General features: G+C 69.1%; 10 protein-coding genes and 2 tRNA genes. 4 read left to right on the forward strand and 8 right to left on the reverse strand.

Translation table 11 applies throughout. From position 1 onward, the window contains the following. Window positions 1–429: 429 nt before the first annotated feature. The 5 genes from C5E07_RS13500 to C5E07_RS13520 form a co-directional block, all read right to left on the reverse strand. Window positions 430–1,296 carry a Cof-type HAD-IIB family hydrolase gene (locus tag C5E07_RS13500; RefSeq protein ID WP_104299885.1) on the reverse strand — a complete coding sequence of 289 codons (867 nt, stop codon included), beginning with the start codon at window positions 1,294–1,296 and terminating at the stop codon, window positions 430–432. 236 nt (window positions 1,297–1,532) lie between these two features. Next, window positions 1,533–1,606 (reverse strand) — tRNA-Met (locus C5E07_RS13505). Window positions 1,607–1,641: 35 nt separating this feature from the next. Beyond that, window positions 1,642–1,713, reverse strand: a tRNA-Thr gene (locus C5E07_RS13510). Between the two features lie 96 nt (window positions 1,714–1,809). Further along, window positions 1,810–3,069 (reverse strand): M23 family metallopeptidase, encoded by a 1,260-nt coding sequence (locus tag C5E07_RS13515; RefSeq protein WP_146080600.1) that lies wholly within the window; start codon window positions 3,067–3,069, stop codon window positions 1,810–1,812. A 270-nt stretch (window positions 3,070–3,339) separates the two neighbouring features. Continuing rightward, window positions 3,340–4,203, reverse strand: coding sequence for an inositol monophosphatase family protein (locus tag C5E07_RS13520; protein WP_258063955.1), 864 nt, complete (start codon window positions 4,201–4,203; stop codon window positions 3,340–3,342). A gap of 127 nt (window positions 4,204–4,330) precedes the next feature. Between C5E07_RS13520 and C5E07_RS13525 the strand changes: the two genes are divergently transcribed. From C5E07_RS13525 to C5E07_RS13535, 3 genes are read left to right on the forward strand one after another with little or no spacing between them, the layout of a single operon-like run. Next, a complete protein-coding gene (locus tag C5E07_RS13525) occupies window positions 4,331–5,116 on the forward strand; it encodes a DeoR/GlpR family DNA-binding transcription regulator (RefSeq protein WP_104299890.1) in 786 nt (261 codons plus the stop codon). Continuing rightward, entirely contained in the window at window positions 5,113–6,090 is a 978-nt protein-coding gene (locus tag C5E07_RS13530; protein ID WP_104299892.1) for a 1-phosphofructokinase family hexose kinase, read from the forward strand. The genes C5E07_RS13525 and C5E07_RS13530 overlap by 4 nt, the downstream gene beginning before the upstream one ends. Beyond that, window positions 6,087–8,123 (forward strand): fructose-specific PTS transporter subunit EIIC, encoded by a 2,037-nt coding sequence (locus C5E07_RS13535; RefSeq protein ID WP_104299894.1) that lies wholly within the window; start codon window positions 6,087–6,089, stop codon window positions 8,121–8,123. Before C5E07_RS13530 ends, C5E07_RS13535 begins: the two co-directional genes overlap by 4 nt. 200 nt (window positions 8,124–8,323) lie before the next feature. Here the strand turns inward: C5E07_RS13535 and nhaA are convergent, their stop codons facing one another. The 3 genes from nhaA to C5E07_RS13550 form a co-directional block, all read right to left on the reverse strand. Then, on the reverse strand, window positions 8,324–9,649 hold the full coding sequence (gene nhaA, locus C5E07_RS13540) for a Na+/H+ antiporter NhaA (RefSeq protein ID WP_104299896.1): 1,326 nt from the start codon (window positions 9,647–9,649) through the stop codon (window positions 8,324–8,326). Between the two features lie 218 nt (window positions 9,650–9,867). After that, complete coding sequence (locus tag C5E07_RS13545) at window positions 9,868–12,897, reverse strand: aminotransferase (protein ID WP_104299898.1); 3,030 nt, start codon at window positions 12,895–12,897, stop codon at window positions 9,868–9,870. 93 nt (window positions 12,898–12,990) lie between these two features. After that, entirely contained in the window at window positions 12,991–13,608 is a 618-nt protein-coding gene (locus C5E07_RS13550) for a TetR/AcrR family transcriptional regulator (protein WP_104299900.1), read from the reverse strand. A gap of 178 nt (window positions 13,609–13,786) precedes the next feature. Between C5E07_RS13550 and C5E07_RS13555 the strand changes: the two genes are divergently transcribed. Continuing rightward, entirely contained in the window at window positions 13,787–15,370 is a 1,584-nt protein-coding gene (locus tag C5E07_RS13555; protein WP_104299902.1) for an amidohydrolase, read from the forward strand. Window positions 15,371–15,388: the final 18 nt, after the last annotated feature.

Raw genomic sequence — 15,388 nt, forward strand, 5'->3', positions numbered from 1 at the left:
AATATGTTTCCAAAAGGAATCCTTACCCCCTCCAAAGGAAGAGGCACGGGATCAAATTGGCATTTGACATAGTGCACGCTGTTGAGTTCTCAAGAATCGGACGCTTCTCGTTTCCGGCCTATTCGACCATCTCCCGAGAGCAACCTCTCTAACCTACATCAGGTTTGGAACCTTGTCAACTTGGGCTGTGCGAGATTCGCAATTGCCACTGGACATTCCAGTTCCTGATGTTCAGTTTCGTTGTGCTCCTTCAAGCCGATTTCCCGGCCGCTCGGAAGCAACCTGTGTAACTTACCCTCGCGCCGATCCTGGGGTCAAACCAGGCCACACCCCGGGCGTGTCGCGCACCACACGAGTCACTGGCTCGGCCGTTGAGTGCCGAGCAGGAACGCCGAGCCAGCAGACGATGCCCGCATGACGGAGAGCGAGTCAGCCCCGAGAAGACGCATCCGCCCTCACGAGACCGTGGCGCGCAAATGCGTCGAAGATGCCGTTCTCCAGCACCGTTGACGTGACTTCATCCGCGAGCTCCTGCAGCTCAGGAGCAGCGTTGCCCATCGCGACTCCGACGCCGCACACCTCGAACATCTCGACGTCGTTCCAGCTGTCGCCGATGCCGATGGCATCAGCACGGTCGAGTCCGAGGTGCTCGAGCACCTTCTCGATTGCCGCGCCCTTCGTCGTTCCGCGCAACCCGATCTCGCCATCCGAACCACCAGGCAGGGGCATGCTCCCACGCACGATGTGGAACCGCTCGCCGAACTCCTGCCGCGCGCGCTCCACAGCACCGGCTTCCTCGGTGAAGAAGACGGCCTTCGCGATCTCGTCGAGCGGGGCGTCCTCGATCGGCTCTGCAGAAAAGCCGGCCTGCGGCGACGTCTGCGGCTCCGGCTTGTCGGCACGGGCAGCCGCGAGGTGCTCTTGGATTGCAGCTCGAGTACGGGCCGAGGCGTACACCCGCCGGTTGGTCTGCAGGAGGTAGTGGAGCTCGTGCTCCTCGAAGTGGGCGAGCAGCGCGTCGAGCTCTTCCCTCGGCATGGTCTCTCCGTGCACGAGCACGTCACCCACCATGGCGAACGCACCCCCGTTCGTCACGGCACCGTCGAAGCCGATCTCGAGAACCGACTCAGGGATGTGGCCCGCTGCTCGCCCCGTGCACAGGTAGACGAGATGGCCGGCGGCGCGAGCCTCCCGAATCGCTCGAACGGTGGAAGGCGCGATCCGGCGACCGTGGTCGAGGATCGTGCCGTCGACATCGAGGAAGGCGATCTTGGGAGTGGACGAGCGTTCTGGCATGTGACCTCACGATGATTCAGCGGAGAGGGGACTCGGCCACACAAGCCTATGCCGCCCGGAACGCAGAGGTTCCGGACGGAATGCCGAGGAGCGTGCCGGAACGCGACGCACTACGTCGGAATGCGGAAGTGCGGTCTCAATGCAGGAAGGCAACGAGTGCAGAAAGGCACCGGGAATGCAGAAGACGCGGAATGCAGAAGACCCGGCGGCCAGAAGGGCAACCGGGTCTTGATCTGTAGCTGGAGAGAGATTCGAACTCTCGACCTCACGATTATGAGTCGTGCGCTCTCACCAACTGAGCTACCCAGCCATGGGTGTCGAGGATGCTTTCGCACCCACGATCAGAGCCCCGAGTCGGGTTTGAACCGACGACCCCTTCCTTACCATGGAAGTGCTCTACCACTGAGCTATCGGGGCAAGATGCCAATCGAGCTTGTGGCTCGGAATGGCACCAGATGAGGATAGCACCTCACGGAACCCCGTGAGAACACCACCCCCGTGGTGTGCCGCGTGTTACGCGCCGGCGCTTTCGCCGGGCATCGTGACGACGGTGGAAACGTTGTTGAACTGCGTGAGGAACGCGATCGGGTCGATCTTGTTGCCGTCCGCCGTGTGCACCTCGAGGTGCAGGTGAGGGCCAGTCGATGCGCCCGTGTTCCCGACCTTGCCGAGCTCGTCGCCGACCTTGACGACGTCGCCGACCTTGACCCCGATGGAGCCGGTCAGCATGTGACCGTAGACGCTCTCGTAGCTCTGCCCGTTGATGACGTGCTGCACGATGACGTGCACGCCGAGGCCGCCGTTGTCGGTCGGGGTGACGCTCGTGACCGTGCCGCCGGCGATCGCGCCGATCGGCGTGCCCTGCGCAGGTGCGAAGTCGATGCCCATGTGGTTCGTGCTGCCGATGCCGCCGGGCGAGACGCGAGGACCGAAGTCGTCGGTGATGGCGACGCCGACCGGGAAGGGCCACTGGACCGTCGCGGACAGGTCGTTCTTGTAGGTGCCGCGGTCGACGAGGCTCATGAGGTTGGCCGCCGTGGCCGACCCCATGGTCGTGACGGCGTAGGCGTCTTCGCGCTCGACCGTGGTGGCTTCGCCGCCGGCGACCGTGAGGGTCTGGCCGGGGACCGAGGAGACGGCGTCGGCGAGCGCTGCTGAGCTGTCGCCTGCGACCTGGTCTTCCTGCGTGGAGGTGGCGTTCGCGGGCATCGTCGAGACGACGGCGATGGTTGCGGCGAAGCCGAGCGCCGTGACGCCAGCTGCACCGCGGAGGAGCGCGCCGCGCTTCTTGTGCGACTTCTCCGAGTTCTTGACGCGGACGAGTCCGCGACGGCCTGTCTTGCTGTCGACCTCGGGGCGGAGCGCCTCTTCGTTGCGAGCGAAGCTCAGCGGAACCTCGAGCACCGCGACCGAAGCCCGCTCGATGCGTGCCGTCGACTCGGTGTCGTCCGAACGGATCTGGGCAACCTCGGCGATGCTCGGCGTGGAGATGGATGCCGGGGCCGGAGCGGGTGCGGAGACGACCGGAGCAGTCTCGGCCTGGCCGGCCGAGACGATCTTCGGCGCGAGCGCTGCCGTGATGACTGGGGCCGACGCGACGGGAGCCGTCGTGCGCTCCGCCTCACGCCGAGCGCGGCGCGAGCTGAAGGCCTCTGGAGTTGCCGCCGGTGCGATGGTCGCGAGCGATGCGAGACGCTCTGCTTCGCGGAGTTCTCGACGGGTCATGGGCGCCGGCAGAGCCTGCTCCTGGCCCGATGTGAGAAGGGAAGTCAACGATTCATATCCTTACCGCGGTTTATAACGAACTGGTAAATAGTAACGCGCAGGTCACGGAAACTTCAAGGTCTCCAGGGAATCCTACGCGGTCATGGCCGACCGAGGCGACTGCACCCCGGGCCGTCTCGCCCGGAATCACGCGGGAGAGGAGCAGGACGGGACTCACCGGATCTCGTCCGAATTCACCCCGTACCCGGGCGAGCCGAGTTCAGTCTGGGCCGTTACCAACCATGCCGAGCCGTCAGGAGCCACGTGGAAGAGGGAGAGCTACTCGTCCGCCAGGACCGAGACGTAGCGCATCAGCTCCTGCTCCAACCCCGGCCTCGCGGCGATGATCAGCCGACGCCCTTCGCGCCCGAGCCCCTCACCCACGACGACCGCTCCAGCCTCACGGGCGACCAGAGCAGCTCCGGCGTGATCCCAGGAGTTCAGCCCCGACTCGTAGTACGCATCCAGCCGGTTGATCGCGATGTTGCAGAGGTCGAGGGAGGCGGCGCCCACGCGGCGCAGGTCGCGCACGCGTCCGGCCAGCGTCATCCACTGCTCCGCCTGCTGCACCCGGCGCTTGGCGGAGTAGCTGAACCCCGTGCCGACAAGCGCGAGCTCGAGAGGAGGGGCAGCATCCACGTGCAACCGCTCGCCGTTGCACCACGCACCCTGACCTCGCACGGCCGTGAAGGCTTCGCGCCCCTCAGGATTCACGACGGCCGCGGCGAGGGTCGTGAAGCTCGAGGGCTCCGACCCCGGGTCGCCGACGACCACGGCGACGCTCACCGCGTAGTTGGGGTACCCGTATAAGTAGTTGACGGTGCCATCGATGGGGTCGACCACCCAGGTGAGCCCCGTCGTGCTCGCAGACGCATCCGACTCCTCGCCGAAGAACCCGTCGCCGGGGCGCAGCCCCTCGAGACGACGACGGATGTGCGCCTCGGACTCCCTGTCGGAGGCGGTGACGATGTCGACCGACGACGACTTCGTGTCGGCGACGGCCACTCCCTCCCGACGGCGAACAGCGACGAGCTCGGCGGCCTCCGTCGCCACTGTCACCGCGATGTCGAGGAGCCCTCGGAGCTCTTCGGGAGTGAACTGGTCGGCGTCGTGAACGGTCTGAGCATCGTCGAGTTCTGGCACGCCCTGGAGCGTAGCAATGCCTGCCTCCCGTCCCATTTCTGTGTTTATCTTTGCTTCTCTTGTTTTACGTCCGTTTGCCGCGTACGCTCTCCACCAGAACCAACACCCGGATCGCACAGGAGCATCCATGTACGCAACGGAGCGGCACGCGCTCATCCTCGAACGCATCACGCAGCACGGGAAAGTCGCCGTGCGAGAACTCGCGAGCGACCTCGACGTCACCCCCGAGACAATCCGCCGAGATCTCGACCAGCTCGAGCTCGAGAGCCTCGTCAGGCGAGTCCACGGCGGCGCCGTCGGCAACTCCCTCGGCAGCCTCGCCGAGACCGCAGTCGCCGAACGCCAGCCCCTCAACCACGACGCCAAGGTCCGCATCGGCGAAGCCGCAGAGCGGCTCATCCCCCGCGGATTCAACGGATCCATCCTCATCGATGCCGGAACGACGACCGCCGAGATCGCCGCCGCCCTCGTCCGACGCCCCGCCGACGAACTCGCCAAGCTGCAGGTCATCAGCAACTCGCTCCCCATCCTCGCGCTCCTCGCCGCACGCAGCGAACTCACCACGATCGCCATCGGCGGTCGCGTGCGAGGCCTCACCAGCGCCGCCGTCGGCCCCAGTGCCCTCACGCAACTCGCCGCGCTCCGCCCGGACCTCGCCTTCATCGGCACCAACGGCATCAGCGCCGACTTCGGGCTCAGCACCCCGGACCCCGACGAAGCAGCCGTGAAATCCGCCATGTGCCGGGGCGCCAGACGCGTCGTCGTCGCCGTCGACGCCTCCAAGTTCGACCAAGACGCCCTCACCCACATCGCAGCGCTCTCCAGCGTCGATGCACTGGTCACGGACCAGCCCCCGCGAACGGCACTCGCCGCCGCGCTCACCGAGAACGACGTGGAAGCAGTGCTCGCATGATCGTCACCGTCACCGCCAACCCGGCAATCGACAGAACCCTCGCCCTCCCCCACGAGCTCGCTCGTGGGGACGTCCAGCGCCTCACCGGAAGCGAATCGCAGGCAGGCGGCAAGGGCATCAACGTGTCCCGCGCCCTCCGCGCCTCCAAGCTCGACAACCTCGCCGTCTTTCCGGCCTCCGCCGACGACGACTTCACGAACCTCGTCGAAGCCGAAGGCCTGCGGATGCTGCCCGTGCCCATCGAAGGCAGAGTGCGCACCAACTTCGCCATCACCGAGAGCGACGGAACCACCACCAAGCTCAACGAGCCAGGGCCCCACCTCAGCGCAGACGAAGCAGACGCCCTCGTCGCAGCTGTCATCGCAGCATCCCGCGACGCCGAATGGCTTGTCCTCGCAGGCTCGCTGCCACGTGGCCTCGACTCCTCCTTCTACGCAGCCCTCATCGAGGCCGTCCGCGCAGAGCTCGGCGAGGCCGCACCACGCGTCGCCGTCGACAGCTCCGACGCACCACTCAAGGCGCTCCTCGCATCCGGCACCCGCGTGCAGCTCATCAAGCCGAACGCCTTCGAGCTCGCCGAGCTGAGCGGCATCGCCGACGGAGACGCCCTCGAAGCCGACCCGCAGCTCGCCGCCGACGCGGCAGGCTGGGCCCTCGAGAACGGAGCCGACGCCGTCCTCGCCACCCTCGGCGGGGCAGGCGCCATCTACCGCGACGCAGCAACCAGCCTCTTCGCCGCCCCGCCACCCACTCGCGTGCGCAGCACCGTCGGAGCGGGCGACTCGTCGCTCGCCGGCTACCTGCTCGCGAGCGTCACCGGGGCACCCCCCGAACGCGCCCTCGCCCAAGCCGTCGCCCACGGAAGCGCCGCCGCTTCCCTGCCGGGCAGCGGAGTCCCCTCCCCAGAACAGACACGACCGGACCTCGTCCGCATCACCCACCTCGCAAGCAGCACCAAGGAGAACGCATCATGACCACCTACATCACGCCAGGGCTCGTCGCCCTCGACGTCGACCTGGGTGCGGACAAGACCGATGTCATCCGCAACCTGGCCGAACGCGTCGTCTCGCAAGGCCGCGCGACCGACGCAGCAGCGCTCGCCGCCGACGCCCTCGCCCGCGAGGAGCAGGGCGCCACGGGCGTCCCCGGCGGTATCGCCATCCCCCACTGCCGCTCCGGCGCCGTCACCGAGGCCACCCTCGCCATGTCGCGCCTCACGCCAGGCGTCGACTTCGGCGCTCACGACGGCCCGAGCGACCTCGTCTTCTTCATCGCGGCCCCCGACGGCGCCCACGACGAGCACCTCCAGATGCTGTCCAAGCTCGCCCGCTCCCTCATGGTCCCCGAGTTCAACGACTCGCTGCGCGCCGCGACCACCCCGGAAGAGATCGTCGCGATCGTCGAGAAGGCTCTCGAGCCGGAGGAAGAGAAGCCAGCAGCGGCAGCCGCACAGGCAGCCCCCGCCGCGGGCGGCGCATCCACCGGCCCCGTCATCGTCGCCGTCACCTCCTGCGCCACCGGCATCGCCCACACCTTCATGTCCGCGGATGCGCTCACGGCGAAGGCCAAGGAGATGGGCATCGAGTTCTACGTCGAGCCGCAGGGTTCCTCGAAGGTCACGCCGCTCGACCCCGCCATCATCAAGCGCGCCGACGCCGTCATCTTCGCCAACGACGTCGACGTGCGCGACCGGGGCCGATTCGCCGGCAAGCCCGTCGTGCAGTCGCCCGTGAAGCGCGGCATCGACCACCCAGACGAGCTGCTCAACGAGGCCGTCGCCGCCGCCAAGGACCCGAACGCGAAGCGCGTCCCCGCAGCGGACTCCAGCGAAGCCTCCCAGAACACCGCAAACGAGAGCGTCGGCGCCCGCATCAAGCGCTGGCTGCTGACCGGCGTCAGCTACATGATCCCGTTCGTCGCAGGTGGTGGCCTCCTCATCGCCCTCGGATTCCTCCTCGGCGGCTACGACATCGTCAGCGATGGCCGCAACACGGACATCATCCTGCAGAACTCCCTCTTCAACCTGCCCCCGGACGAGGCAACCCGCTCGGGCCTCCTCGTCTACCTCGGCGCCGTCGCATCCGCCATCGGGCAGGCCTCGATGGGCTTCCTCGTGCCAGCCCTCGCCGGCTACATCGCCTACGCCATCGCAGACCGGCCGGGTATCGCACCCGGATTCGTCGCCGGTGCCGTCGCAGGCATCATGGGCGCCGGCTTCATCGGCGGCATCGTCGGTGGCCTCATCGCAGGTGGCGCGGCCTACTGGATCGGCTCGTGGAACGTACCGCGATGGATGCGCGGCCTCATGCCCGTCGTCATCATCCCGCTGATCGCCTCCATCATCGCCTCCGGACTCATGGTCATCCTTCTCGGCGGACCCATCGCAGCCCTCACCAACGGCCTCAACAGCTGGCTCACGGGCCTCACCGGCGCAAGCGCGGTTCTCCTCGGCATCATCCTCGGCACCATGATGTGCTTCGACCTCGGAGGCCCCGTCAACAAGGTCGCCTACGCATTCGCCGTCGCAGGCCTCGGTGCGGGTTCGTTCGACAACCAGGCACCGTGGATGATCATGGCAACCGTCATGGCAGCCGGTATGGTCCCGCCGCTCGCCATGGCACTCGCGACTTCCATCGCGCCCCGCCTCTTCTCCCCCGTGGAGAAGGAGAACGGTCGCGCGGCCTGGCTGCTCGGTGCCGCCTTCGTCTCCGAAGGCGCCATCCCGTTCGCCGCAGCCGACCCGCTGCGCGTGATCCCCGCCAGCATGCTCGGCGGCGCGGCAACCGGCGCCATCACCATGGCCATGGGCGTCACCTCGCAGGCACCCCACGGCGGAATCTTCGTGTTCTTCGCCATCGGCAACCTGCTCTGGTTCGTCCTCGCCATCATCATCGGCATGGTCATCTCGGCGCTCACCGTCGTCGCCCTCAAGAAGTGGGTGCGCAAGGCGCCGGTCGACGCCGACGTGCCGGCCGCCGCATCGCTCCAGGGCGAGATGGCGCACTAGTCCACGACCGCCGGGTGCGGAGGCCAACGCCTCCGCGCCAGGCCCGCACGACTTCTCGGGATGGGTTTCTCGCTTCGGGATGGGTAGCTTCCCATCCCGAAGCGCGAAACCCATCCCGAGAGTCGTTGGTCACGAGGCCGGGCCCGCATCCACTGTCACGTGGATGCGGGCCCGGCCTGTCTCTGCTCGGAGCTCGGCGGTCAGCTCTCCCTGGTGTGCGGTTGCGCGTCACGCCCGTCGACCTGCGCGTCGATGGCGGCCTCGTCGGCTTCGCTTCCAATCGGCGTCCGGTCGATGTCGGGGATTCCGTCCTCGTTCATGTCGTCGTTGCGAGCGCGCTTCGCGTCGTGGCGCAGGGTGATCGCAGCCAGCACTGCCGCGAGGAGGCTGCCGCCGAGCACCGCGAGCTTCGCAGCCGCCGTGTGCTCCGAGTCGGGGAACGACAGCTCGGCGATGAGCAGGGAGACCGTGAAGCCGATTCCGGTGAGGAAGCCCACTGGGAGCAGGTCCCTGACGCCGATCGCGTCGGGGAGGCGGAGCGGTGTGAGCTTCACGACGAGTGCGGTCATGCCGAGCACGCCGATGAGCTTTCCGAGCACGAGCGCCGCTGCGATCGCGACGAACACGGGCTGGGAGAGCACCGCCCCGAGCCCATCTCCATCCACGATGTTCACTCCGGCGGCGAAGAACGCGAAGACGGGCAGTGCGAATCCCGAGGAGAACGGGCCGATCTTGTCGCCGAACCGGTGCGTGCGCGAATCGGCTTCACCGTGGATCTTTTTGGACGGCACGCAGAAGCCCAGGAGCACTCCCGCGATGGTCGCGTGCACGCCTGCCTCGTGCATGAGCACCCAGGCGACGAGGGCGATCGGCAGCAGCAGCCACCAGGAAGGCCGCTTGGAGCGGACGACCAGCAGGAAGACGGCGACGGCGACGAGCGATCCGAGCAGCGCGAGCAGGTTGATGCCCGCCGTGTAGAAGATGGCGATGATGACGATCGCAAGCAGGTCGTCGACGACGGCGAGCGTCAACAGGAAGGTGCGCACTCCGCGTGGAAGCCCTCGCCCGAAGATGGCGAGGACTCCGAGCGCGAAGGCGATGTCCGTCGCCGTCGGGATCGCCCAGCCGTGGAGCGCCGAGGTGTCACCGAGGACGGACACCGCGATCACGTAGAAGATGGCCGGCATCGCCATTCCCGCGACAGCGCCGAGAACGGGGACAGCTGCTTCCTTCGGCTTGCGGAGACTGCCCGAGACGAACTCGTGCTTCAGCTCCACGCCCACGGTGAAGAAGAAGACCGCGAGCAGGCCGTCGGCCGCCCACGTGGCGAGCGACAGGTCGAGGTGGATGGCGGCGGGCCCGATCGTGATCGCGCTGAGCGCCTCGTAGCCGCCGCGCCACGGCGAGTTGGCCCAGATGAGGGCGATTGCAGCGGCGAAGAGGAGAAGCGCTCCCCCAGTGGTCTCGCGCATGATCCACGCGTTCAGTCGCGCGAAGCCTGTCGGTCGTGTGGCAGGTGCAGTCATGGTTCTCCTGACGTCTGAGACCGGCCGGCGAATCCCGACTCGGCCGCCGACCAGACTTCCCGGCACACCGAGAGTAGATCCTACCGCCAAGCGCTGCCCGCCGAAGCGCCGCTCCGGAACACCTCGCCGGAATCGCTGCCAGCCGAAGTGCCGCTCCGAAGGCTGCGTGGAGGGCACTTCGGCGGGGAGTGATCGCCCTGGCGGGGCAGTCGCCGCGGCTAGAGGCCGCGCGTGAGGACCTCGTCGAGCGTCGCCACGAACCTGTCCGCGCTCTCCTTCGTGAAGCAGAGCGGGGGCTTCACCTTGAGCACGTTCCCGCGGTCGCCCGTTGGCTGCACGATGACGCCGAGCGCGAGCATCCGGTCGCAGAGCGCCTGCGTCTCGGACGTGGCGGGCTCGAGGGTCTCGCGGTCGCGCACGAGCTCGATGCCCTGGTAGAGCCCCCGCCCGTGCAGCGCGCCGATGAGCGGCTGCCGTTCGGCGAGCGCCACCAGCTGCTCCCGGAGGTAGCCGCCGACCTCGTGCGCGTTCTCCTGCAGGCGGTCGTCGCGCATGATGTCGAGCACGGTCACGCCGAGCTTCGCGCTCAGCGTCGAACCGCCGGCCGACGAGAAGAAGGTGCCCTGGTCGGCGAGGGCCTGCGCGATCTCGGAGCGCGTGATGACGGCACCGAGCGGATGCCCGTTGCCCATGGCCTTCGCGACGGTCACGACGTCGGGAACGATCGGATCGCCGCCCGGCCCCGCGTGCTGCTCGAAGCCCCAGAACACGTCGCCCTGGCGTCCGTAGCCGACCTGGACCTCGTCGGCGATGACGGCGCCCCCGCCGGCGCGTACGGCGTCGTAGACCGCGGCGAGGTAGCCGGCGGGCACCTCGATGGCGCCAGCGTTGCCGTTGCGGGGCTCGGCGATGAACGTGCCGATGGGGGTGCCGGCCTTGGCGAGGCGCTCGATCTCGGCGATCGCGTCGGCCGCATAGCGCTCGCCGGCGTCCGCTCCGCGGTGGGTGCCGCGGTACGCGTTCGGGGCGTCGAAGGCGTGCACCCAGGGGGCGCGGAGCTCGGCGGCGAGGGGGTTGTCGGAGGTGGAAGTCGAGACCGCATCCGAAGCGTAGGACCAGCCGTGGTACGACTCCTCGACGCAGGCCACGTCGTCGCGGCCCGTGTAGGCCTTCGTCAGCCGCAGCGCGAGGTCGACGGCCTCGGTGCCGCTGTTGACGAGCAGCACGGTGTCGAAGCTGTCCGGGAGCGTCTCGAGGAGGCGCTCGCTGAACTCGGCGACCGACGCGTAGTTGAACCGCGAGTTGGTGTTGAGCATGCGCCACTGCTGGGCCACCGTGTCGGCGAGCACGGGGTGCCCGTGACCGAGCGCCGTCACGTTGTTGACCATGTCGAGGTAGTGGCGGCCGTCGGTGTCGATGAGCATCTCGCGCCAGCCGCGCTCGATCTGCGGCGGATGCGCGTAGTAGTGGCCCTGCAGCGGCGCGTAGGCGTCGAGTCGCGCGCGGAGCGTCTCGTCGGCCCCGGCCCCGGCTGCGCCGACGCTGCTCGGAGCGAGCCCGATGAGTTCGCTCGGGTCGCCGAGGACGGCGAGCCAGGCCGGGAACTCCTCGGCCGTCACGAAGCGTGGCAGGGGCGCGGCAGCGGCATCCAGAGCGGAGACCTCGCCCGCCTGGAGCGTGACCTGCGCCCAGCCCGCGATCTCGGCGAACGGCTCGCCGGACTCGAGTCGAGTGGGCGCGGAGGCGCTCTCGCCGACCAGTGCTCTCGCTTCCGTGAGCCCGCGGGCTCCCGCGATGACGATGGTGCGCGCGCCGTCGGAGATGGTGACGTGGCCCTCCGCCGCGGAGACAAGACCGCTGAAGGGCGCCGTGAGCGCGAGGTCGCTCGCGCTGTACAGCTCCACCCCGGCCGCGACGTTGACGGGCGCATCGTGGGAGACGCCGAGCGAGCGCGTGAGGCGGGCTTCCCCGAAGCGGGTCGCTGCGACTCCGCCGCTGCGGGCGGCGAGCAGGAGCAGCTGCGCTTCCGCCTCGGCTCCTTCTTCCCCGAGCCAGGAGCCGTCGCGCAGCGCCGTGCTCGTGTGGTCGAGGGTGATGACGCGCGCGCGGCGGGCGAGGTCCGCGTCGAGGAGCGCGGCGCCGCCGTCAGGCGAGGAGATGGGGCCGGCTGCGGCCTCGCGGCCGAGGGCGCGGCGGATGGCGGCCGTCGCGACCCGCGCATCCAGGGCCGCAGGGACGGCGAAGATCGTCCATTCCCGTTCGAGGGCTGCCTCGGCGTAGTCGTTGCCCTCGTCGATGGAGACCTGCTGCAGCCCGCTGACGACGAGCGTCGCTCCGCGGAGCACGATGAGCGGCCAGAGCGCGTCGATCTCGGCGTCGGTGAGGGGCACGACCGCGTCGAACGCGCGGATGAGCGGCAGCACAGCGAGTGGTCGCGCGGGGTCGTGGTGGAACACGGCCGTGCAGGCCACGGCCAGCTCGGCGACGCGCCATCCGGTGCCGACATCGCCGAAGTCGATGATGCCGGAGAGCTCGGGGCGGCCGAGCACGCCGGAGGTCGCGACGAGGTTGTCGTCGGTGAGATCGCCGTGGATGGCCTGCAGGGGCAGCTCGTCCTTCAGCGGCGCCAGCGCCGCGGCGGTCGCCTCGAGCGCGGCGAGGACAAGCGCCTGCCGCTCGGGGTCGGTCACGTGGCCGATGAGTTCGTCGACGAGCCGCTCGCCGACACGAAGGTCCCACTGGAGCTCGCGGTCGAGGCCGGGATGCTCGAAGCCGTCGAGCGCCTGGACGACCTGGCCGACCAGCGTGCCCATGGCTGCGATGGTCGCCGCCGAGAAGTGCTCGAAGTCGATGAGCGGCGTCCCGTCGACGAAGGTCAGGAGGCGGATGCTGTGGGGAGCACCGTCGACGTCAGCCGTCTCGATGTCGAGGCCGGCGAGGCTGGCGACGGGGGCTGGCGACGGGTGGCCCGCGGCGTGCATGCGCCGCATGGCCTCGTTCTGCGCCTCGATCTCGTCGCGGCGCACCGCTCTGTTGCTGACCTTGAAGAGCACCCGACGGCCGGCCGGCTGCGCGGGCGAGGCGGGCTCGGTGAAGAGGAAGTTGCGGTCTTGCTGACTGCCGAGCTCGCGCACCTCGCCGGAGACCCCGTAGAGCTCAGCTGCGAGGCGCCGAACCTCGTCGATGGCGATGTTCGGGCGCGGCAGGCCCTCAGAGAACGATGAAGGACCTACGTGGGATTCGAGCATGGCTACTCCTCTTCGAGTCGGCGACCGGCGAGCGGTCGGATCAGTGCAGTGCGAGTGGATGGATGCGGGCGCCGCCGCGCGTGACGGAGGTCTTCACCGCGCCAGGCCGCGCACGAGTGCGGCGAGCCCGAGCTCGAAGGCCGGGCCGGCGACGGGGTCGTCGAGCCCCTCCTTGGTCACGCGCGCGACGGCGGAGGCGAAGGCGGGCACCTCGGTCTCCTGACCGCTCGGGTCGAAGAGCACGCTCGGGCCAGACATGTCGAGCACCGAGCCGAGGATGAACGACTCGTAGGCCGTGAGCATCCGCACGATCTCCTCCTCGGGCCAGCCCGCGGCGAGCGCGCCCTTCGTGAAGCTCTCGTGCACGCGGAGTATCGCGGGAGAGCGCACCTGCGACGACATGAGAAGGGGAATGCTGCGCGGATGCGCGGCGAACGCGTCGCGGTAGGAGTGCGCCCAGACGAGGACGGCGTCCTCCCACGGCAGCCGGTCGAACGCCTCGCCGTCGATGCGGCCGCAGATGCGCGTGCGCACCTCCTCGATGAGCTCGAGGCGCGAGCCGATGTGGTTGTAGAGCGACGAGGGGGCGACGCCGAAGTGCGACGCGATGCGGCGCATGCTCACTGCCTCGGAGCCTTCCCGGTCGATGAGGCGCACGGCAGCGTCGACGATGCCGTCTCTCGTCAGGATGCTCGTTGTGGGTCGCCCCATGTCTCCGCCTTTCGCTGCGTCGAGGCTCAGCGGCCTGTTCCGGGGCCCGTCTCGGCCGCACGCGTGAAGAGCGTGTTACGGCTTCGTTTCGAGGCCCGGATCCTGCGCATTCTCACTCTAGCGTCATGAAAACGAACGGTGTACGTTTACGTCACTCGTTCAACGGAGAAGGAGACCGATGCCTCACATCGAATTCACTGGCGGCACGATAGGCGTCCCCCACGGGGAGCCCGACGTGACGACTCTCGTCGTGCACGACGGCACGATCGTCACAGCGAACGGTGCGTCAGCTGCCGGGCGCACCGAGCAGATCGACCTCGCCGGCGGGTACCTCGGCCCCGCATTCGGAGACGGCCACGCGCATCCGCTCTTCGCCGGACTCGAGCTCCAGGGGCCGCAGATCCGCGGAGCCGCAAGCGTCGCCGACATCGTCGACAGCGTGCGGCTCTGGGCGGATGCGCACCCCGAGGCCACCTGGATCGTCGGCGGCAGCTACGACTCGACGCTCGCCCCACTCGGCCGCTTCGACGCGGCCTGGCTGGATGCCGCGCTGCCCGACCGCCCCGTCGTGCTGCGCTCCTGGGACTACCACTCCGCGTGGTGCAACACGGCGGCCCTCGAGGCGGCGGGCATCACGGCCGACACGGTCGACCCCGAAGACGGGGTCTTCGTGCGCCGGGAGGACGGCACCCCGCTTGGTACGCTCCTCGAGTCCGGGGCTGTCGAGCGTGTCCTCGGCCACGCCCCGCGGCGCCCCGTGACCGACGGAGTCGAGGCGCTGCGCGCATCCACCGCGGTCCTCGCCTCCCTCGGCATCACCTGGGTGCAGGAGGCGTGGGTCGAGCCGGCGGACATCGAGGTGTGGGTCACCGCCGCCGAGGCGGGCGCGCTCTGTGTCGACGCGGACCTCGCACAGCGCGCCGACCCGAAGGCGTGGCCGCAGCAGCGGATGCTCCTCCGCGAGCGCCGCACCCGCATCGAAGCGGCGCCCGGGCTCACGGCGCAGACCGTCAAGTTCTTCCTCGACGGCATCATCGAGAACCACACCGCGCACCTGCTCGAGGACTACGCCGATGCATGCACGCGCGGACTCCCCGTGTGGCACGACGGCGAGCTGCAGCAGGCGGCGCTCGACGCGCACGAGCTCGGCTTCGACCTGCACCTGCACGCGATCGGCGACGCCGGCGTGCGTTCGGCCCTCGACGCGGCGCGGCGCATCCGCGAGCGCCCGGACGGCGCCGACCGGCGCATCACGATCGCCCACGTCCAGCTGCTCGACGACAGCGACCTCGACCGTTTCACCCAGCTCGACGTGACCGCCTGCTTCCAGCCGCTGTGGGCCACCGCCGACGAGGTCATGGTGCAGCTCACCCTGCCGCTGCTCGGCCCGGGGCGGGAGCTGCACTACCGGATGCGGTCGCTGCTCGAGAGCGGTGCCCGCCTGAGCTTCGGCAGCGACTGGCCCGTCACGAGCCCGGACGTGCTCGCGGGCATCCGCACCGCCGTGACGCGGCAGAACCCGGACGGCACACCGCTCGGCGGGTGGCATCCCGCCGAACGGATCTCCGTCAACGCGGCCCTCGAAGCCGCGACGTCGGCCGTCGCCTACCAGGCGAGGGCCGAGACGACGCGGGGCACCCTCGCCCCTGGCTCCCGCGCCGACCTCGTCTGGCTCTCCGCAGACCCGCGCGACGTCGCCCCTGAGCAGCTCGGCGACATCACGGTGCTCGGCACCTGGCGCAACGGGCAGCGCACCTTCTGACCTCCTCGATCGACCCCT

The sequence above is a fragment of the Pseudoclavibacter sp. RFBJ3 genome (assembly GCF_002931375.1).
In the GTDB taxonomy this organism is placed as follows: Bacteria; Actinomycetota; Actinomycetes; order Actinomycetales; family Microbacteriaceae; genus Pseudoclavibacter.

What these genes read in the sequence shown, in the direction of transcription:
- C5E07_RS13530 (WP_104299892.1), top strand. Translation starts at nt 5,113, where the DNA reads ATGATCGTCACCGTCACCGCCAACCCGGCAATCGACAGAACCCTCGCC.
- C5E07_RS13525 (WP_104299890.1), top strand. Translation starts at nt 4,331, where the DNA reads ATGTACGCAACGGAGCGGCACGCGCTCATCCTCGAACGCATCACGCAG.
- C5E07_RS13535 (WP_104299894.1), top strand. Translation starts at nt 6,087, where the DNA reads ATGACCACCTACATCACGCCAGGGCTCGTCGCCCTCGACGTCGACCTG.
- C5E07_RS13500 (WP_104299885.1), bottom strand. Translation starts at nt 1,296, where the DNA reads ATGCCAGAACGCTCGTCCACTCCCAAGATCGCCTTCCTCGATGTCGAC.
- C5E07_RS13545 (WP_104299898.1), bottom strand. Translation starts at nt 12,897, where the DNA reads ATGCTCGAATCCCACGTAGGTCCTTCATCGTTCTCTGAGGGCCTGCCG.
- C5E07_RS13555 (WP_104299902.1), top strand. Translation starts at nt 13,787, where the DNA reads ATGCCTCACATCGAATTCACTGGCGGCACGATAGGCGTCCCCCACGGG.
- C5E07_RS13550 (WP_104299900.1), bottom strand. Translation starts at nt 13,608, where the DNA reads ATGGGGCGACCCACAACGAGCATCCTGACGAGAGACGGCATCGTCGAC.
- nhaA (WP_104299896.1), bottom strand. Translation starts at nt 9,649, where the DNA reads ATGACTGCACCTGCCACACGACCGACAGGCTTCGCGCGACTGAACGCG.